Below are 18,973 nucleotides of genomic sequence, written 5' to 3' on the forward strand. Positions count from 1 at the left end.
GTCAGCGGCTGTCGCCCGCAGCGAGGACGGGCCGGTGGTCCGGACGGGCCAGCAGCAGATGCGAGACGCCGATCGAACGTTCCAGGAAGCCGCCCTCGCAATAGGCCAGATAGAATTCCCACAGCCGGCAGAAGCGTGCATCAAAACCCTGCGCCTGCACCGCAGGCAGCTGGGCCAGGAAACGTTGGCGCCAGGCGCGCAGGGTCAGTGCGTAGGAGTGGCCGAAATCCTGCTGGGCGATCAGCTGCAGGTCGCTGGATCGGGTCTTGGCGGCCATGATCGCGTTGATCGATGGGATGAAGCTGCCCGGAAATACATAGCGCTTGATGTAGTCGACGCTGCGCCGGGCCTGTTCGTAGCGATGGTCCTCGATGGTGATGGCCTGCAGCAGGGCAACGCCATCCGGCTTGAGCAGGCGTTGCAGTGTAGCCATGTAGGTGTCCAGGTACTCGGCGCCGATCGCTTCGATCATTTCGATCGATACCAGCTTGTCGAACTGGCCCTGCAGGTCGCGGTAGTCCTGCATCAGCAGCGTGATCTGATCCTGCAGGCCCGCCGCCTCTACGCGTTGGGCGGCCAGCGCATGCTGTTCCGCGGAGATGGTGGTGGTGGTCACATGGCAGCCATAGTGCTGGGCGGCGTGTACCGCGAAACCGCCCCAGCCGGTGCCGATCTCCACCACGCGGTCGCCTGGCTTGAGGTGCAGCTGCTGGCAGATGCGGTCCAGCTTGCGCCGCGAGGCGGATTCCAATGGCTCGGATTCGCTGGCGAACATCGCCGACGAGTACATCAGGTCCGGCGACAGGAACAGGGCAAAGAAGTCGTTGCCCAGGTCATAGTGCGCGGCGATATTGCGGCGACTGCCTTCGCGGCTGTTGCGGCGCAGGCGGTTCCAGGCCCGCAGCATCCCCCCACCCAAGCGGGCCGGGCCACGCTCCATGCCGTCGAGCAGATCGCGATTGCGCACCAGCAGCCGGATCAGTGCCACCAGATCATCGCAGTGCCACTCGCCCTGGATGTAGCTTTCACCTGCGCCCACGCTGCCTTGCGCAGCAACCTTCCGATAGAACGCCGGGTCATCGATGGTGACGGTGACATGCAGTTCATCACGGGCATCGCCCAGCCAGACTTCGCCGAGTGCATCGCGCACGCACAGCCGACCGTCGCGCATCGGGGCCAGCTGGGCCAGCAGGCGGCGGCGCAGGAACGCGTCCAAGGCGCCGGGGCGCGGCAGGGCAACCCAGGGAGTCATCGAGTTCATCGCGGTTTCTCGGCAAGAGTGGGGTGGTCGTACACCGGGTTGCGTTTCAACCACAGCCGCAGTGCGTGCCAGTGAATGGCGGCCACCACCTGGGTGGTCATCAGGGGATAGCAGGCCAGGACCCGGGCCAGCCCGCGGCCATCCAAGGCACGCCGCTGCATGGCCTGGGTGGCATCAAACTGGCGCACGCCGTCCCGCCAGACCTGCATGTGCACGCGCAGGTCCTGGTCGGGGCGGTTGAATCGCCAGTCGTAGCCGCAGTCCATCGGCATGAACGGCGAGACATGGAAGCACTTGTCGAACTGCCAACGCAGTGAGCTGCCTTCGTGCGTGGCGGTGGCGACCGGCAGCACATAGGCGTGCCGTTCCTTCCAGGGCGTGTTGGTGATCTCGGCGACAATGCAGTCCAGCGTGCTGCCGTCTGCCTGGTAGCAGTAGTAGAAACTGACCGGGTTGAACACGTGCCCGGCAAAGCGAAGATGGGTGAGCAGGCGCACCGGGCCGGTCGGCCGGTAGCCAAGCGTGTGGGCAGCGTGATCGCGGATGGCATCGGCCAGGGGCCGTGCGGGATCGCCGAAGTAGTCGCTGCGGCGGAACTCGGCCAGGTTGCGGCGATTGACCGACCACAACCAGCGCCCGTCGAACACCGTATCGAGTTCGTCCAGATCGAGCAGCAGCTGGGCGATGGGGTAACGGAAGGCATGCGGGTGCGGATGATGCCGGCGATGCATCACCTGCCCGATGTAGAGCGCGCTGGCACTCATGCCGCCACCTCATCCGCGGCGGATGCCAGCCGATGTGGAGCGCAGGCCTGCAGGGCATCGACCACGCAGCGGGCGCTGCGGATGCCATCCTCATGGAAGCCCCAGCCCCAATAGGCGCCTGCGAACCACGTATGGCGACGGCCCTGCAGTTCCGCCCAGCGCTGCTGTGCCCGCACCGCGGCGTGGTCGTGCACCGGGTGGGCATAGCGCAGCGTACGCAGTACTTTGGCCGGATCGATTGCCTCGCTGCGGTTGAGGGTAACCACCAGAGGCGTGCTGCCGGGCAGGCCCTGCAGCAGGTTCATGCAGTAGCTGACCGTGCAGGGCGCGGCGCGATCCTCTGGCACGTGCGCGTTCCATGCCGCCCATGCCTTGCGGTTGCGCGGCAGCAATGACGCATCGGTGTGCAGCACCGCTTCATTGGTTTGATAGCGGATGGCGCCGAGCACGCCGCGCTCGATGGGGTCGGCGTCGCGTAGCAGCGCCAGGGCCTGGTCGCTGTGGCAGGCCAGGATGACCTCATCGAAGCCTTCCACGCCGGCCGCGCTGTGCACGCGCGCGCCCCAGGGCATGCGCTCGACCGACTGCACCGGGCACTCCAGCCGCTCATGCACCCGCCAGCGGGCGCGCAAGGCATCGACATAGCGCGCCGATCCGCCGCTCACCACCCGCCACGGCGCGCGCCCGCTCATCTGCAGCATCTGGTGGTTGGCCATGAACTGGGCCAGATAGCGCGCCGGGAAGTCCATCACCGTGGCCGTCGGGGACGACCACAGCGCGGAGGCCATCGGCAGCAGGTGCTCGTCGATGAAGGCATCGCCATAGCGCTGGCTGCGCAGGTACTCGCCGAGCGTGGGGCCGTCTTCCTCGGCCAGCAGCAACGGCGCATCCCGATAGAACCGGCGCAGGTCGGCCAGCATGCCCCAGAATCGAGGTGACACCAGGTTGCGGCGCTGGCAGAACAGGCCATCCAGCGAGGTGGCGTTGTACTCCACGCCGCTGCGCTCGCTGTGCATCGAGAAGCTCATCGTGGTCGGCTGCGAAGCCACACCCAGCTCGTCGAAGAGCGCGGTCAGCAGCGGATAGTGCTGGGGATTGAACACGATGAACCCGGTATCCACCGCCATGCGTGTGCCATCCACCTGGACGTCGTGCGTGTGGGTATGGCCACCGAGGTAGTCGTTGGCCTCGAACAGCGTGACGTCGTGCTGGCCCTCGAGCCACCAGGCACTGGCCAGCCCCGCGATACCCGAGCCGATGACGGCGATGCGCATGTCAGTACCTCGCCTTGGCCAGGACCCACTCGGGGATGGGCTTGAGACCTTTGACCAGGCCCAGGGCCGCCATCGCGCGCAGTCCGTACCAGGTCAAATCCACTTCCCACCAGCGGAAGCCCTGGCGGACAGTGCCGGGGAAGAAGTGGTGGTTGTTGTGCCAGCCTTCGCCGAAGGTGAGCAGCGCCAGCCAGAGGTTGTTGCGGCTGTCATCGCGTGTCTCGAAGCGGCGGCGGCCGAAGCGGTGCGCCAGAGAGTTGATGGTGACCGTGGCGTGGAACAGCACGATGGTGGAGATGAAGAAGCCCCATACCAGCAGCTGCGGGCCGGAGGTGTTCAGGCCCGGTGCCCAGCGCTCCAGCCCGGCGCCCAGTGCATACAGCGCTGCGGCCAGCAGTACCGGCACGGCCGTATCGAAGCGGTCCAGCCAGCGCAGTTCGGAGAAGCGTGCCAGGTCCGGTACCCGCGACAGGTCGGTGGCAAACGCCTCGCGGGTCAGGAACCAGCCCATGTGGCTGCGCCAGAAACCACCTTCGCGCGGGGAATGCGGGTCCAGCGGCTGGTCGGCGTGACGGTGATGGTGGCGATGGTGGGCGGCCCACCACAGTGGCCCGCGCTGCACGCTGGAGGCGCCGATCACCGCGAACACGAACTGCACCGGCCGCGATGCCTGGAAGGTGCGGTGCGAGAAGTAGCGGTGGTAGAACGCGGTGATGGCGAACATGCGCACCGCATAGAGCGCTGCGGCGACGATCACCGCCGTCCACGAGATACCCACCCAGAGCACGGCGATGCAGGCCAGGTGCATCAGCGCGAACGGCACGGCGCGCACCCAGTCGATGCGGCCCGGCCGTTCGCCGCTGCTTTCTGCGGCGTTGCCGGTATCGAACCAGCGCTGCAGCGTGCGCAGCAGGCGCCAGCGTCGACGGGGGAGGGGCGCTACAGAGGCCATGGCGGATCTCGGCGGGTGTCGTGACCTCCTGTACGCAGCAGGATGCGCATTGGATGCGCCACGGCGCATTGAATTTCGACTTCACCTGGGCGTCACGATGCAGCGCTCGACCAAGGGGCGTGTCCACGCCTGTTGCCAGTCGCTGGCCGGATGCTCGGCCGGTCGCGAGCGGAAGCGCACCGTCACCTGTGGGTAGCTGCCGCGCGCATCGCGCAGATTGCTGGTGCCGCGGAACTCCAGCAGGCGGCGGTCGGCAGTGGCGTAGACCAGGGCCAGGCGCGGCGCGATGCCGCCGTACCAGGTGTCCAGGCTGACCTCGATGGCCTGGGCGTCGATGCCCTGCCAGCGGACGGGGCCGGTACGCCGCACCTGCACCGGGAAGTAGCGCTGGCGCGCGGGCACCAGGAATGGCAGCGTGATGCGCTCGCCCCGCAGCAGCGCCGGCCAGTGCAGGCGCACCGCGGCGTCGAACCCCGCATCGATCACCGCGTCCGGCGGAAGTTCAAGCCGGCGCTGGCGCGGCTCAGTGCCCGAGTCCTCTTTCCAGCTGATCGACACCGAATCGCTGGCGGCCGCCACCTCTGCGGTCTGGCCACTGCGGCGGTCCTGCAGCGAATAGCCCCGTGCCTGCGGGCGGACGCTGGCGGGCAGATGCTTGCGGGCGAAGGGCTGGCCGTCCGGGCATTGGTACAACACCCATCGCTCGGCGCCCTCCGTTGCCTCGCGCCGCCAGTGCACTTCACGGTAGAGGATGTCGCCCTGCGCGGAGGTGGCTACACCCTCATTTCGCATCCAGGGTGCCGCCAGCGCGGCATGGGGCAGGCACAACAGCAGCCAGGCAGTGCGCATGGTGTTCATCCGGAAGCGGAGATCTCTCAGGTCATACGGCGGGGACGCCCGGTTGGATGCGCAGTGCCGACTGCATCCAATGGCTGCCCCTGCGCGTACAGAGGACAGACCTTCACCTGCCCGCCGCGAACTCAGATGTACCCTGACGCCGCCAGCACACTCCTCAACTTCGATACCGCACGCACCGTGTCCAGTTCCCAGCAGCCGAGCAGCGAGCCGACGAACTGGACCGGTGACATGGACGGCGTAGCGCGGCTGCGCGACCGCGACTGTTTCATGCGGATCTACGACTACTTCATGCCGCGGTTGTGCGTGTACCTGCGCGGGCTGGGCGCACCCGATGCCGTAGCCGAGGAGCTGGCGCAGGAATGCCTGTTGCGCCTATGGCTGCGGGCCGCCGATTTCGATCCGGCGCAGGGTGCGCTGAGTACGTGGTTGTATCGCATCGCCCGCAACCTGCATATCGATCGAGTGCGCCGTGAGCGCAGCTGGATGCAGGTGCAGGCGGCGGTGGAGGACGCGGCGACGCTGGATGTGATCGAGCGCAGCAGCGCCGAACAGTTCGCCGACCAGGCGCGTCTGCGCCAGCGCATCAACGAGCTGCCTGCGGTGCAGGCGCGGCTGGTGCGGATGTCCCATTTCGAGGCCAAGAGCCACAGCGAGATCGCCGAAGCGTTGGGCATGCCGCTGGGGACGGTCAAATCGCACCTGCGCCGTGCCTTTCTGCAACTGCAGGCGAAAGTGGGAGGTGTGCTGTGAATCCGCACCACCACCTGCACGAATCCACGCTGATGAGCTATGCCGCGGGTGCGCTGCCGGCGCCGTTGAGCATCGTGGCCGGTGCTCATCTGGAGCAGTGCCCGCATTGCCGTCAGCGCCTGCGCGATGCTGAGGCGATCGGTTCGGTGCTGCTGGAGCAGACCCAGCCGCCTGCAACCGACACGAGGCGTGAACAGTTGCGCGAGGCCATGCTGATGCAGCTGGCCACGGAAACGCCGATGGCCATGGCGGAATCCCTGCGCCCTATGCCGAAGGAGCGGCCCGAGGCCGATCCCGATCATCTGCCGGTATCACTGCATCCCTACTTTGGCACCTCGCTGGGTGACCTGCGCTGGCGTTGGATGGCGCCGGGGGTGCACTGCATCCGGGCCGAGCAGATGCCCTCGCTGATCATGCTGAAGATCGCCCCCGGCAAGTGCCTGCCCATGCACAGCCATGGCCGCAGCGAGCTGACTCAGATCCTGCGCGGTTCCTACAACGACGCGCTGGGGCTGTTCGCGCCGGGTGACGTGGCGGATCTGGACGAGGAGGTGGAGCACCAGCCGGTGACCGCGCCGGGTGTGCCGTGCATCTGCGTGTCTGCGTTGGATGCGCCGTTGGTGTTCAGCGGTTGGCTGGCGCGGAAGATCCAGCGTTTCGTGAAACTGTGAGGCGGGTGCGATGATGGTCGGGACAGGTGCACTACGGATTCTGTTGACCGGTGCCGCAGGCCTGGTCGGGCAGGGTGTGGTGCTGGCCTGCCAGCGCTCACCGCAGGTCTCCCGCCTGACCGCGCTGGTTCGTCACCCAGGCAGTCTGAGCGGCACCGGCAGCGAACTGATTGTCCCGGACTTTCTGCGTATCCAGGAGCGGGTGGAGGAGCTTGCCGGGTTCGATGCATGCCTCTACTGCGCCGGAGCGCCACTGGTCGGCACCGCCGAGGCCGAGTACCGACGCGTTACCGTGGACACCACACTGGCGGTAGCCCGTGCCTGGGTGGCCGCGAATCCCGAGGGATGCTTTCTGTATGTATCCGGTGCGGGTGCGGACCCTCAGAGCCGGCTGATGCCGCTGAGGGTCAAGGGCGAGACCGAAGTTGCTTTGCAGGCCCTGCCGATGCGCTCGGTGATGCTGCGCCCGGGTGGCGTCAGGCCGGTCGCGGGAACCGGCACCCGTCATGCCCTGTTGAAGCCCTTGTACTGGGGTGGCGCACCGTTGATGAAGCTGGCCGGCGCGATTGCGCCGTCGCTGGTGACCAGCAACCTGGCCCTGGGCCAGGCGATGATTGCGTTGGCCGGCAGGGAGCACCCGCCGGCCACGGTGGAGTGCGCGGACATCAACCGGATCGCCCCTGGCATGCGTGATCCGGCGTCCTGACCTCAGTGCGTCGTCCCCAGCGCGGTGCGTACCGCCGCTGCAAGATCACTGCGGGTAAACGGCTTTGGCAGCAATGAAACCGCGCGTCCCTGGCTGCCCACCTGGTCGTGGTCACGTGGATAGCCCGACGTGAACAGGACGGCGACTTCCGGCCAGCGTTCACGGACTTCGTGCACCAGTTCCCACCCCGACATGCCGGGCATCACCACGTCCGAGAACAACAGATCCACCTTGGTGTCGGGGCGCTCCAGCAGCCGCAGCGCGGAGGGGCCGTCGTGGGCTTCCAGCACGCGGTAACCGAGCAGCCGCAGCGCATCCACCGTGTGGGCGCGGACATCGTCATTGTCCTCGGCGACCAGAATGGTTTCCTCGCGCGGTGAGTAACCCGCCAGGCCGGTCTGTGGGGTGCGTGCTTCGCAGGGCAGAGCCAGCGGAGAGCGCGGGAACATCATGGTGATGCTGGTGCCGCCGCCTTCCACCGAGTCGATCAGCACGTGGCCACCGGACTGCTTGACGAAGCCATGCACCATGGACAGGCCAAGCCCGGTGCCGCGGCCAACCTGCTTGGTGGTGAAGAACGGCTCGAACACGCGCGCCAGGGTCGCCGCGTCCATGCCGTGGCCATTGTCGCGAACCCGCAGCATCACGTACTCGCCAGGCGCTGCATCGGGAAACAGGGCGGCGTAGTCGTGGTCGAGATGGCTGTTGTCGACTTCGATCACCAGCCGGCCGCCATGCGGCATCGCATCGCGGGCATTGACCGCCAGGTTCAGTACGGAGGCCTCCAGCTGGCTGATGTCGATCTCCACGCACCAGATGTCCTCGGCATTGCGGATCTCCAGCTGCACCAGCTCACCCAGTGCACGCTGCAGCATGTCGTGCATGTCCAGCAGGCGTTCGTTGAGGTTGGCGGCCTGGCTGTGCAGCGGCTGGCGACGGGCAAATGCCAGCAGGCGCTGGGTCAGGCTGGCGGCACGGCCGACGCCTTTCAGTGCATTGTCCAGTGCACGGCTGACCATTGCCCCGGATTCTCCGGCGCGTTCGTTGAGCAGCATGGCGTGCTCGACATTGCCGGAGATGACCGTCAGGATGTTGTTGAAATCATGGGCGATGCCGCCGGTGAGCTGGCCGACCGCCTCGATCTTCTGCGACTGGCGCAGTGCGTGTTCTGCCTGCAGCCGCGCGGTGGTTTCCACTGCCTCGGAGACCACGGCGGTGACCACGCCTTCGGTATCCAGCAGCGGGCGGAACGAGAAGTCGAAGCTGCGCCGCCCGGTCGGGAGTTCCAGTTCCAGTGCATGCAGCGAACTGCGGCCCTGTACGGCTGCAGCGACGGCCTGTTCGATCAGCGCACTGATGCCATCGGTTGTGGCAAACCAGAGCGATTCGCCGAAGCGCGCGCCAACAGTGTCCTTCTTGTCCGCAAGCACCGCGGCCAGTGACGCGTCATTGGCATCAACCACGCGTCCGGACAGATCCAACAGCACCTGATGCTGGAAGCTGGATTCGAAGATCGCCTGCAGGCGCCGCTTGCTGGCCCGCAACTCGGCGGTGCGTGCCTGCACCTGTCGCTCGAGAACCTGGTTGTCCTCGCGCAGCGCCAGTTCGGCCTGCTTCAACAGTGAAACATCGCTGCCCATGCAGATGTAGCCGACCACGCTGCCATCGGCCGCATGTTCCGGTACGCAGTCCATCTGCACGAATCGGGATTCGCCGCTGCGGTGGACCAGTTCGACCTGGAAGCTGGTGCGCTCGCCCTGCAGTACCCGCTCCAGGCTGGGCAGGGCGTGCTCGAAGGCGGAAATGCCGGTGACATCCCGTGCCGCGCGACCCAGCAGTTCGGCCAGGCTGACGCCGTGCCAGTCCAGGAACGCCTTGTTCGCGAAGCGGTAGCGATGCGCCGCGTCGAGCTGGGCGATCAGCGCAGGGACGGCATCGGTTACCTGCTGCAACTGCGCCTGGCTGTCGTTCAGTGCGGCCTGCGCCTGCACAAGCTGGGTGCGTTCATGGGCCTCCTGCCGCGCACGACGGATCGCATCCGGCAGGCGCTGCAGGCGCTGCTTGACCACGTAGTCGCGCGCGCCGCGGGTCAGGGCCTGCACGGCCAACTCCTCGGTAAGCGTGCCGGAAACGAAGATGAAAGGGGTCTGCGGAATCCGCTCGCGTGCCAGTGCAAGGGCCGCATCGCCGTCGAATCCGGGCAGCACATGATCGGCCAGGATCACATCGAAGGCGCGATTCTCAATTGCCTCGATGAAGGCATTGCGGGTCCACAGGCGCTCGGCCTCGAAATCGAGGCCGGCACGCTGCAGCTGTGCGCTGATCAGCTCCGCATCAAGCGCGCTGTCCTCCAGCATGAGGATGCGCAGGCGCTCGCTGCGGCGCGATCCATCACGCATTGTGCTGCCCCGAGCCGTTGGGCCGATACGGCGGGGGCTGGTTGGTGATGCCCCAGAACATGCCCAGCCCCTGGATAGCGTCGAAGAACTCCTTGAAGTCCACTGGCTTGACCACGAATGCGTTCACGCCCAGTTCGTAACTGCGCACGAGATCCTGTTCTTCGCGCGACGAGGTCAGCATCACCACCGGGGTGCTGCTCAGCTGTGGGTCACCACGCACCTGTTCCAACACTTCCAGACCGTTCACCTTGGGCAGCTTCAGGTCCAGCAGCACCACCACCGGGCCGCCGTGCATGGCGCCGGCGAACTTGCCTTCGCAGCGCAGGTAATCCAGCGCCTCGGCGCCATCGCGTACATGGATGACATCGTTCAGCAGCTGGCAGCGCGACAACGCGGCCAGCGTCAGCTCGGCATCCTTGGGGCTGTCCTCCACCAGGAGGATCGGCCGCAGGTCCCTCATGGGTGATCTCCTGTGGAACGGGGTAGGGTGAAATGAATCGTGGCGCCCTTGCCGGGCTCGCCCTCGGCCCAGGTACGGCCGCCATGGCGGCCGATGATGCGGCGTACATTGGCCAGGCCGATGCCGGTGCCTTCGAATTCTTCGACGTGATGCAGGCGCTGGAACACACCGAACAGCTTGTCCACGTAGCGCATGTCGAAGCCGCAGCCGTTGTCACGCACGAAAAAGTGGTCTTCGTCGACGTTGCGCTCGTGACCGACCTCGATAACGGCCTGCTCGCGCTCGCGGGTGAACTTGATCGCGTTGGCCAGCAGGTTCTGCCAGACCAGACGCAACATCGTGGGATCGGCCTCCACCTCCGGCAGCGGCGCCAGCGTCCATTGCACATCGCGTCCGGCGTAGTCCAAAGCCAGGCTCCGGTGCACATCTTCGGCCAGTGCCGCCATATCCAGCCGTACCCGGCCGAGCGTGGAACGGCCCATCTGCGAGAAGCTCAGCAGATCGTCCACCAGTGTCCCAGCGGATTTGGCCGACTCCACGATCGTATCCAGGAAGCGGCGCTCGGTATCGTTGAGGCGTTCGCCGGCCGAGCTGCCCAGCAGCTCCGAATAACCGACGATGTGGCGGAACGGCGCGCGCAGGTCGTGGCTGACCGAATAGGAAAACGCTTCGAGTTCCTTGTTGCTGCGGACCAGCTGCTCGTTGAGCTCGGCCATTTCCTCGGCCTTGCGCAGCACGATATCGACGATGGCGGTGCGCATTTCGTGTGCGGCATCGCAGTCGGCGTCGGTCCACGGCAGGCTGCGTTGCCGTACGGTCTCTTTCCAGGCTTCGAATGAACTGCGCGGGGACAGTGCCACGCCGGGCGCCGCCGCTTTGCGTGGGTCGCCACCCCAACGCACGGTGCGCACCACTTCCGGGCGGAACCACATCAGATAGCTGTCGTGCAGCTGCGAAATGGACACCGCCAGTACGCCGCTGGCCACGTCGGACAGGCGCGCGCCGGGCGCCCAGTTGGCTGCCAGATGGTCACTGCAGTACGTTTCCTGCCCGGTCTTCTGGGTAGCCAGCCAATCAGCCAGGGCCAGCACGTCGCTGGCGGGTGGGCACTCACCCACGCGCATGCAGTCGCCCCTGTGCACGATGGCCGCACCGGCAGCGCCGGTCAGCGACAGCAGGCTGGCTTCATCGTGGCGCAGCGCAGCCATGAAATCCTCGTCGCCGGCCATGCGTGCCAGCAGCTTGACCAGCACCGAGCGGCGCGCCACGCGCTCTTCGATGGCGCGTGCACGCTCCTTCAGGGCGATCTGCAGTGACAGGATCTGGCCCATGAACTCGCAGGCAGTGCGCACGTGGTAGGGCAGGCGGCGTGGCTGCACCGTGTGGCAGGACACCAGGCCCCACAGTTGGCCCTCGTGCACCAGCGACACCGACATCGATGCGCCGGTGCCCATGTTGCGCATGTACTGCAGGTGCACGGGCGAAACGCTGCGCAGCACGGCCAGGCTCAGGTCGGTAGCCGGCGCGTCGCGATGGTCCTCGGCCCGCATCAGCGGGGTAGGGGTATAGCTGTTGTCCGCGATCAGGCGCACCCGATTGCGGCGGTACAGCTCGCGGGCCTGCGCAGGAATGTCCGACTCGGGGAAGCGCAGGTCCAGGTAGGACGGCAACAGGCCGTTGCCATCTTCGGCGACCACGATGCCGTTCCAGCCGGGATCGAACTGGTAGACCAGGGTGCGATCGAAGCCGGTCAGCCGGCGCATGTGCGCGGCCGCCAGCTGGCACAGATCTTCCACGGTGGTAGCCGATTCGATGCCGGTCATCAGTTCGCGGATCGACGGATACAATTCTTCCAGCGAACCAGGCTGGCCGGGAACCGGCGCCTCCAGCTCGATCAGCAGATCGGTGGCGGAGCGATGCACCAACAATTGATGGCGGCCGTGGCCATCCAGGTGCACGGCGCCGACATGCGCGCTGCTGCCCACCGTGGCCTGCTGGAACAGCGCCTGGAAGGGCGCCAGCACGCCGCCCAGTACCTCGCTGACATGCTGCATCAACGGTTCGCCGAACTGCTGCAGCAGGCCGGGATGACTGACGGCGCGCTCGCGCACCCGCAGGGACTGCGGTTCAACGACCAGAAGCACGCCGTAGGGCTGGATCGCGCCGGGGGTGTGGATCGGTTCGCGCGCGCAACTGGACAAGGCAGTGTCGTGCGTGGACTCGGCAGAAGGCATCAAAGGCGGGACTCATGATTCGTGGATGGCTGGAATGGCCCAGCGTTGCATCCGGCATGCACGGATGGTGACGCAAAATCGTGCATTCGCATACCGGTACGTGCGTGTGAAGAACGTTTCATTCAAACCTGAATTCTTCATCTGGACATTCCAACAGCACTTGCATGTTTCGCGAAAGGTACATGTGCGCTGCACGCGCACTCGACACCGACTTGCCTAAGGTGAACGCACATTCCTGAGTGACCACGCCCCGTGAACCTGCAGACCTTGCCTTCAACGCCATACCGCATGCTTGCCGACAGCTGCCAGTTTGAGCTGCTGGATGTGGATGCCCTGCAGGATCCGGCCAGTGGGCGCCTGCTCCACCTGTACTCGCTGGTTGCGCGCTGTCTGTGCTGCGAAACGGTGTTCAAGGCGGAGGAAGGGCAAGGGCTGGTCAGCCACACCGCCGCGCGCGTGGTGCGATGCCCCACAGGTTGTGGCCAGCAGGCGTTCAAGCCGGCGTTGCTGCGTGCATGGCAGCCGCAGCGCGTCGCACAGGCCTGAGAGCACTGATACGGGGTCACAGCACCCCGGGATTGGCGCGCCACACCGCGAAGTTCAGCGCCGAGGCGAACGATATCCAGGCCAGGTAAGGCAGCAGCATCGCCGCCGCACCGCGATGGAGGCGGGCGAAGGCAACGATCGTTGCGCACACCAGCGCGATCAGTACCAGGATGTCAACGAAGGCCAGCGCGCCCAGCTTCCAGCCGAAGAACAGCCAGCTCCAGAGGGCATTGACGGCCAGCTGCACCAGATAGAGCACCAGGGCCGGTTGCGCGTTGCGCCAGCCGCGTTCGCGCCAGACCAGCCACGCCGCAATGGCCATCATGGCGTAGAGCAGGCTCCACACCGGGCCAAACACGCTGGCAGGCGGTGCCCAGGCAGGCAGGGCGAGGGTGGCGTAGAAGCTGGCGGCGGATGTCGATGCCCACGCGCCGACCGCCGCCGCCGCAAAGGTGACCACGCCCCATCCCAGAAGACCCAGAGCCTGTGAACGCCGCTTCATTCCGTACCGCTCCATCCTGCGTTTACCGCTCATACGAACGGAAGCGGCAAATGGATGCAACCCGGGGCGATCAGTCTGAAGAACCCGCGGCGCTTCCACGTTCGGCAGCCGGCAACAGCGAAGGGCGCTGATCGAACCATTCACGCGCCTTGGCCAGATGCCACTGGCGCTGTTCGCCATCAAGCTCGATGCCCGCGCCCAACAGCCCCCAGCGCAGATAGAGATCGCCCCGCTTGCGCTGCTCCAGCAGATCCAGCCGCGCACGTACCGACAGGCGATCATTCTCGGCCCGCAGGCCGTCGATCAGCAGATGACCCGGGCGCCAGCGCAACGTGGCCTGTGCATCGACCTGGCCGGAGTCGAGCAGTGACAGCGTCCAGCGCGGGTAGTCGGTGCGCTTGGCGAACACGGCCAGCAGGGGGCGTGCATCGCTCAGGGTCAGATCGGTGGTAGCGTCCACCTGGAACGGGGACTGCGCGTCGATGCGGCCCCGCTTGAACACAGCACGGCCTTTCCACGCGCTGCTGGAATCGGTGCCCGCCACCTGCACATTGCGCAGCTCCACGGTGGTGCCGGACAGATCGAAGTGGCGCTGGTTGAAGTCCCCACGGCGAAGCGTCGCGTTCACGTCGACATCGCCGCCCATGTCCAGGCCTGCAACCTTCGCACTGGCGTTGCGCCCCTGCAGGCGCGCGGTGCCGTGGCCGACGCGGCCATCGGTGTCGAGCGTGGCGTCGCCGCTGAGGCTGCCGGTGCCACGCAGCAGGCGCACCTGTTGAGAGCCGAGGTAGCCGTTGTAGGCGGCCAGGTCAGGGATGGTCGCCTCGCTGAAACGCAACCGTGCGCGAACGCCCTTGCGCAGTTCCTGCAGGCGGCCATCGCCGGTAAGGTCCACGGCCAGGTCACGCCCGTCGAACAGCCGCACATCCTTCGCATCGCTGGGGCGCGCGGTGAAGCGGGGCAGCCGGATCGCCAGCTGTGCCTGGTTGGGGGTGCCGGCCTTCAGCTCGCCATGCGCGCTGGCGGTGCCGGCCAGACGCACGCCGGCCACTTCGGCCACCGCCGCGGCGGAGGGAATGTCCACGGTGCTGCCTTCGATCAGTTCGCCATTGCGCAGGCGCAGATCGGCCTTCAGGGTGCCGCCGCCGTCGAGCTGCAGCCACGGCTTGCGCACGAACAGGGCAGGGATCCAGTTGAGCGAGGTGAAGGCCCATTCGCCGCGCACGGTACCGGAGCTGCGTTCCAGCAGCTGGGCAGGGTGCTGGAACGGAATCTCGCGCCCGGTGATGAGCAGGTCGGCATCGATGCCGGCGGCCGAATCCGGGCGTGGCGGCAGGCGGGCCTGCAGGCGCAGGTCGTTGGCCACATTGAGCTGCAGGGCCAGCACGCCGCGATTGGGCGCGCCATCGCCGAGGAAGAGCGGCACCTGCCAGAGCGCGTGGTCACCGGGTTGCAGCTGGCCGTCGATCATGTGAGCTGCCAGTTGCAGGCGGCCGGGCACCGGCGAGCTGGAGATGCGCGGCGTCTGCGCGTCCGTATCCATGCGCAGGCCCTGGCTGCGCGCATCCACCTCAAGTCGCGCATGCAGCAGCTTCAACTTGGCCAGGCCGGGCGCCTGGTCGCGATAGTGCCGCGGATAGCTGAAGCGCGCGGTCAGATCCATGTCGCCCAGCAGCTGCACGCCGTCATAGCTGGTGTCTGCCTTGCTGAACGAGACCTCGGAATCGAACAGTTCGGACGGGCCGCCGCGCAGCTGCTTGAGGAACCCGACCGTGCCGCGGCCCTTGCCGATGATCAGCAGCTTGCCGAGCCGGGCACTGCGAATGCTGTCGCTGTGGATGGCGTCGAAACGCAGGGTCCAGCCCTGGTCGCTACGCGGCGGTGACGGAATGGCGTCCTCGACGCGACTGATCTCGGCCGACACGCCTGTGGCCTGCAATCGGGGAACCCGCACTTCGCGGCTAAACAGGGGCAGGACCGCCAGGCGGGCGCTGGCACGCTCGGCATGCAGTACGTAGACGGTATGGTTGACGTGTCCGCGCATATGCACGTTCCAGGCAATGACGTGGCCCGGCAGCAGCGTGATGGCCGGGCCGGTGGTCATCACGAACTTGTGCGGCTTGCGGTTGGTGACCTGGTCGAACAGCGGGGTGTTGAGGAAGATGTTGCCGGCCAGCAGGTAGAGAACGTACATGCCCAGCAGGATGTAGCCAGCGACGCGCCATCGGCGGAGCCGGTGTGGGATGCGCGCGGAAGTAGGGGGCATGTACTGCTCTAAGGACCGGAATTCACTCAACTATTGCCGAACCGATGGCGGTGGCGCGTGAAGCGGGTGCGGGGCACTTGCTGGATTCTGCTAGTGTCCGCCTTGCCCGCTACGCCGATCCGCGAGGAATCGCATGGAAATCCGAGCTGCCACCGACGGTGACTTCGACGCCATGTGGGTGATCCTTCAGGCCGCCATTGCGACGGAAGATGCGCTTCCGTTCGCCGGCACCTTCGAGGCCGGCACCTTTCGGGACCATTGGTTCGGAGTGCAGGCGGCCTTTGTGGCCGTGCTGGAAGGGCGCGTGGCCGGAATGTACAAGATGGGCGCCAACTACCCGGACCTGGGCGCGCACGTGGCCAGTGCCACCTACGTGGTCGATCCGCTGGCGCAAGGGCGTGGCGTCGGGCGGGCGCTGGTGCAGCATAGCCTGGTTCAGGCCAGGTCGGAGGGCTTCCTGGCCATGCAGTTCAACTACGTGGTCAGTACCAATGCGCCTGCGGTCGAGCTGTACCGGAAGCTGGGCTTCGCCGTGGTCGGGACGCTACCGGCGGCGTTCCGGCATCGGACGCTGGGGTTGGTTGATGTGTATGTGATGCACCGGTTGCTGGAGGACGACGCAGGGCCGGGGCTCACCGTGAGCGGGCAACACTGCTCCCACGAATGAAGGCCGCCGCCAGCCGCAGGGCATCGTCGCTGCCCCGATCACCGCGCAGCGCGTGGACCAGTCGACCGGGCGTGACGCCGGTCCAGCGCACCAGGTCATGCGTGGCATGGGCCTGGTCGCTGTAACCGTGGCGCGCCGCAGCTGACGCGATGCTGGTGGCTTCTCCATCCAGCGTGTGCAACAGAGCCTGCAGCCTGCATACACGGGCATATTCTTTCGGGGTCATGCCCACGGCTGCCAGAAAACGCGACTGCAAGCCACGCAGTGATGTGCCCAGCTGCCGCGCCAGTTCGGCGATGCGCAGGTCGCCTTGCGCTGCATCCAGTTCCCCAACGGCCTGTTCGATGCGCTCGTCCAGGGTGAAACTGGCACAACATTCCCGCAGCACCTGCCAGAGGGGCTCGGGCGTACCGCTTGCCGCGCTGGCGCGTGCGGCTGCACTGAACGTTTCGGCAAAGAAGGCGTCCAGCGTGTACAGATCCGGGGCCTGGTCGCGAAGCCCGGGCAGGTGGACGCCGGCAATCAAGGCACTCGCCGCCGGCTGCAGCCGCACGCCGATGCAGAACACCGGGCCGACGGCCCGCAGACGAATCGGACCGCATTGCTGTGCGGCGAAACAGAACGGCAGATCGGAGCGGATCCGGCCGTCTGCCCCATGCAGATGCATCGGCACGCCCAGTTCCGCCAGCAACTCGCAGCGGCCATCGGGATAGATGACCTGTACGTCATGGCCGGGGGCTTCGTCCTGCAGCCACCAGAGGCACTGGACATGACGGCGCAGTTCGTCGGGGGCAGGGTGCTCGCGGTAGTCCATGCGGCATCGGACGCCATCCTGCGCATTTTTACAAGCGCCCTTGGTGGCCCTGCCGCTAGCCTGCAGCCAACCATCCAGGAGGTCAGTACATGTTGAAGTCGAAGGTGGCGTTGTTGGGCGCAGGCCTGGCGTTGGGAAGCGGCGCGGCCATGGCTGCACCGGCCGAGTTTGACTGGCTGGCCGGGCATTGGTGTGGCGGTACCGAGGAGCGCAGGGTTGATGAGGTCTGGCTGCCCGAGGCCGGCGGCGCCTTGCTTGGCATGTCGCGCACGCTGAGCCGCGGCGATATGGAGTCATTCGAGTACATGCGCCTGGTGCCTGCAGGCAAAGCGGCTGGCCTGCATGTGCAGCCCAATGGCGTGGCGCCGACCACGTTCGTCATTGCCGAACATGGCGCGAACTGGGTGGTGTTCGAGAATCTGCAGAATGACTTCCCGAAACGCATCGAGTACCGGCGTGATGGCACTGCGCTGAAGGCGAGCATCTCCGGTCCGGGAGTTGATGGGAAGATCCTACGGATTCCGTTTGACTATCGGCGCTGCGGGGAGTGAGTGGGAACGCTGGCCAAGAGTGAGGCCAGGGATCTGAGGACTGGGGAGGCTCTGGCCTCTTGGGTAGCGATCTTGGCCGTAACATAATATACATTATGCGAAATGATGTATCGGGCGTGGTCCGGCTCGTCGGCTAGATCTGGCAATGGCTGCGGCTCTGGCTTGGCTCTTGCCTCCCTGCAGGCTCCCCCGACAAGGATGAGATTGCAGCATGAGCAATGAGCCGTGGGCCAAGTCTGCCCAAGGGCATGTAAGGCGATTTCGTTGGGGCTTCGCCCCTTACATCCCGCCAGCAGGGAACTTTTGGACTAGATCGAATGAAGAAGATCGTTCAATCCGAGGTTACGAGGATCACGCCATTCGTAGGGCCTCGGACACCAGTCGGCGAACTTGTCCTCAATGTCATAACAGATCATTCTGTCAAATATGCCATTATTTACGGCAGCCTTAATCTTAGACACGACATGCTGATCTTCTTCGCGGAATCCAAATCCTGCTACGAGAAGTACGTTTTCCTGAATTCGATGCCTGTTTTCACACGCCTCTCGGAGTCGTTGGTTGTAGAACCGGAGGGCGGTGTTGGATGCAATGATTCCCTTCTTCACCTCCGCATCGCCGACGACCAAAACGGGCCATCGATACGGAGGATCGTTGTATTGGGTCTTCTTGAATGGCTTGTATCGAAGATCGCCATGCAAGTGCATGATCTTGAACTTTCGATCAATTCCTTCACGAAGATCTCCCCAGGGCGACCAAAAATCTGTCGTGAAGGCGCCCCGAACGTACCTTTCGCCATAGATGATGTGATCGAAGACACCATCAAAATTCAGGGTGAAGTAGTTGACTGAATCGAACCTTGAATCAAGATGACGAATTGCGGGATCAAATTGCCTAACTACTTCCAGCATCTGCCGAAGGGACACCGTAAGTTGAGTCTCAATCTGGTCCAGTGCCTGAATAATTGAATCCTGAAGACTGGATTGCTGGAAGATGTTCGCAAATGCCTGCTGGTCTATCCTAAATCGAATAAGGTCTTGCTTCGTCTTCTCGACAACAAGATTGATGGTCATCAGTCCACCCAAGATGTAGTCGAACGACTCCTGGGTAAACATTGCCTGAAGCTGCGATGGAATTCTCTCGTAGACGCTTTGACTGATCTTCTGATACGTAAAGTCGATCAAGTCTCTAGCTTGCGGACAAGCTGCCGATATTCCGTGATTAATCCCAGCGCCGCTAAGGATCGTGAGTTGCTGCATTAAAGTACGCTCCATGTATCACGTGTCCCAAGCATAGTTCAG

18 protein-coding genes are annotated in these 18,973 nt (G+C 65.4%); 6 read left to right on the forward strand and 12 right to left on the reverse strand.

Features of this window, described 5'->3' with window-relative positions; all coding sequences use genetic code 11:
* Position 1: 1 nt before the first annotated feature.
* From MG068_RS10445 to MG068_RS10465, 5 genes are all read right to left on the reverse strand, one after another.
* Positions 2–1,261, reverse strand: a complete 1,260-nt coding sequence (locus MG068_RS10445) for an SAM-dependent methyltransferase (RefSeq protein WP_071227409.1) — start codon at positions 1,259–1,261, stop codon at positions 2–4.
* On the reverse strand, positions 1,258–2,025 hold the full coding sequence (locus MG068_RS10450; RefSeq protein WP_132810095.1) for a DUF1365 domain-containing protein: 768 nt from the start codon (positions 2,023–2,025) through the stop codon (positions 1,258–1,260). The genes MG068_RS10445 and MG068_RS10450 overlap by 4 nt, the downstream gene beginning before the upstream one ends.
* On the reverse strand, positions 2,022–3,299 hold the full coding sequence (locus tag MG068_RS10455) for an NAD(P)/FAD-dependent oxidoreductase (RefSeq protein WP_132810096.1): 1,278 nt from the start codon (positions 3,297–3,299) through the stop codon (positions 2,022–2,024). Before MG068_RS10455 ends, MG068_RS10450 begins: the two co-directional genes overlap by 4 nt.
* A 1-nt stretch (position 3,300) precedes the next feature.
* The gene (locus MG068_RS10460; RefSeq protein WP_132810097.1) at positions 3,301–4,251 is read right to left on the reverse strand and encodes an acyl-CoA desaturase; all 951 of its coding nucleotides are present in this window, start codon (positions 4,249–4,251) and stop codon (positions 3,301–3,303) included.
* Positions 4,252–4,332: 81 nt separating this feature from the next.
* A complete protein-coding gene (locus tag MG068_RS10465) occupies positions 4,333–5,100 on the reverse strand; it encodes a hypothetical protein (RefSeq protein ID WP_132810098.1) in 768 nt (255 codons plus the stop codon).
* A gap of 135 nt (positions 5,101–5,235) precedes the next feature.
* Here MG068_RS10465 and MG068_RS10470 point away from each other — a divergent pair, with 135 nt between their 5' ends.
* Genes MG068_RS10470 through MG068_RS10480 form a run of 3 tightly spaced genes read left to right on the forward strand, consistent with a single transcriptional unit; the run spans position 5,236 to position 7,236 of the window.
* Positions 5,236–5,859, forward strand: a complete 624-nt coding sequence (locus MG068_RS10470; protein ID WP_132810099.1) for a sigma-70 family RNA polymerase sigma factor — start codon at positions 5,236–5,238, stop codon at positions 5,857–5,859.
* On the forward strand, positions 5,856–6,530 hold the full coding sequence (locus MG068_RS10475) for a ChrR family anti-sigma-E factor (protein ID WP_049399319.1): 675 nt from the start codon (positions 5,856–5,858) through the stop codon (positions 6,528–6,530). The genes MG068_RS10470 and MG068_RS10475 overlap by 4 nt, the downstream gene beginning before the upstream one ends.
* Before the next feature lie 13 nt (positions 6,531–6,543).
* Positions 6,544–7,236 carry a Rossmann-fold NAD(P)-binding domain-containing protein gene (locus MG068_RS10480; protein WP_132811132.1) on the forward strand — a complete coding sequence of 231 codons (693 nt, stop codon included), beginning with the start codon at positions 6,544–6,546 and terminating at the stop codon, positions 7,234–7,236.
* Between the two features lie 2 nt (positions 7,237–7,238).
* Here the strand turns inward: MG068_RS10480 and MG068_RS10485 are convergent, their stop codons facing one another.
* The 3 genes from MG068_RS10485 to MG068_RS10495 are packed head-to-tail and all read right to left on the reverse strand — an operon-like array spanning position 7,239 to position 12,329.
* Positions 7,239–9,635: a response regulator gene (locus tag MG068_RS10485; RefSeq protein WP_132810100.1), complete on the reverse strand. Its 2,397-nt coding sequence runs from the start codon at positions 9,633–9,635 to the stop codon at positions 7,239–7,241.
* On the reverse strand, positions 9,628–10,095 hold the full coding sequence (locus tag MG068_RS10490) for a response regulator (RefSeq protein WP_049399316.1): 468 nt from the start codon (positions 10,093–10,095) through the stop codon (positions 9,628–9,630). The genes MG068_RS10485 and MG068_RS10490 overlap by 8 nt, the downstream gene beginning before the upstream one ends.
* Complete coding sequence (locus MG068_RS10495) at positions 10,092–12,329, reverse strand: ATP-binding protein (RefSeq protein WP_132810101.1); 2,238 nt, start codon at positions 12,327–12,329, stop codon at positions 10,092–10,094. Before MG068_RS10495 ends, MG068_RS10490 begins: the two co-directional genes overlap by 4 nt.
* A gap of 252 nt (positions 12,330–12,581) precedes the next feature.
* On the opposite strand from MG068_RS10495, the gene MG068_RS10500 reads away from it, so the two are divergent.
* The gene (locus tag MG068_RS10500; RefSeq protein WP_032127324.1) at positions 12,582–12,875 is read left to right on the forward strand and encodes a hypothetical protein; all 294 of its coding nucleotides are present in this window, start codon (positions 12,582–12,584) and stop codon (positions 12,873–12,875) included.
* Positions 12,876–12,891: 16 nt separating this feature from the next.
* Here MG068_RS10500 and MG068_RS10505 read toward each other — a convergent pair whose 3' ends face one another.
* Entirely contained in the window at positions 12,892–13,377 is a 486-nt protein-coding gene (locus tag MG068_RS10505; protein WP_132810102.1) for a TspO/MBR family protein, read from the reverse strand.
* A gap of 70 nt (positions 13,378–13,447) precedes the next feature.
* Positions 13,448–15,643, reverse strand: coding sequence for a hypothetical protein (locus MG068_RS10510; RefSeq protein ID WP_132810103.1), 2,196 nt, complete (start codon positions 15,641–15,643; stop codon positions 13,448–13,450).
* 133 nt (positions 15,644–15,776) lie between these two features.
* On the opposite strand from MG068_RS10510, the gene MG068_RS10515 reads away from it, so the two are divergent.
* Complete coding sequence (locus tag MG068_RS10515; RefSeq protein ID WP_132810104.1) at positions 15,777–16,310, forward strand: GNAT family N-acetyltransferase; 534 nt, start codon at positions 15,777–15,779, stop codon at positions 16,308–16,310.
* Here the strand turns inward: MG068_RS10515 and MG068_RS10520 are convergent.
* Positions 16,276–17,124 carry a helix-turn-helix domain-containing protein gene (locus MG068_RS10520; protein WP_132810105.1) on the reverse strand — a complete coding sequence of 283 codons (849 nt, stop codon included), beginning with the start codon at positions 17,122–17,124 and terminating at the stop codon, positions 16,276–16,278. The two genes, MG068_RS10515 and MG068_RS10520, sit on opposite strands and share 35 nt — an antisense overlap.
* An 89-nt stretch (positions 17,125–17,213) precedes the next feature.
* On the opposite strand from MG068_RS10520, the gene MG068_RS10525 reads away from it, so the two are divergent.
* Positions 17,214–17,675, forward strand: coding sequence for a DUF6265 family protein (locus MG068_RS10525; RefSeq protein ID WP_132810106.1), 462 nt, complete (start codon positions 17,214–17,216; stop codon positions 17,673–17,675).
* A gap of 308 nt (positions 17,676–17,983) precedes the next feature.
* Here the strand turns inward: MG068_RS10525 and MG068_RS10530 are convergent, their stop codons facing one another.
* Positions 17,984–18,931 carry a hypothetical protein gene (locus tag MG068_RS10530; protein WP_132810107.1) on the reverse strand — a complete coding sequence of 316 codons (948 nt, stop codon included), beginning with the start codon at positions 18,929–18,931 and terminating at the stop codon, positions 17,984–17,986.
* Between the last annotated feature and the right edge of the window lie 42 nt (positions 18,932–18,973).

Source organism: Stenotrophomonas sp. ASS1 (assembly GCF_004346925.1).
GTDB classification, from domain to species: Bacteria; Pseudomonadota; Gammaproteobacteria; order Xanthomonadales; family Xanthomonadaceae; genus Stenotrophomonas; species Stenotrophomonas maltophilia_A.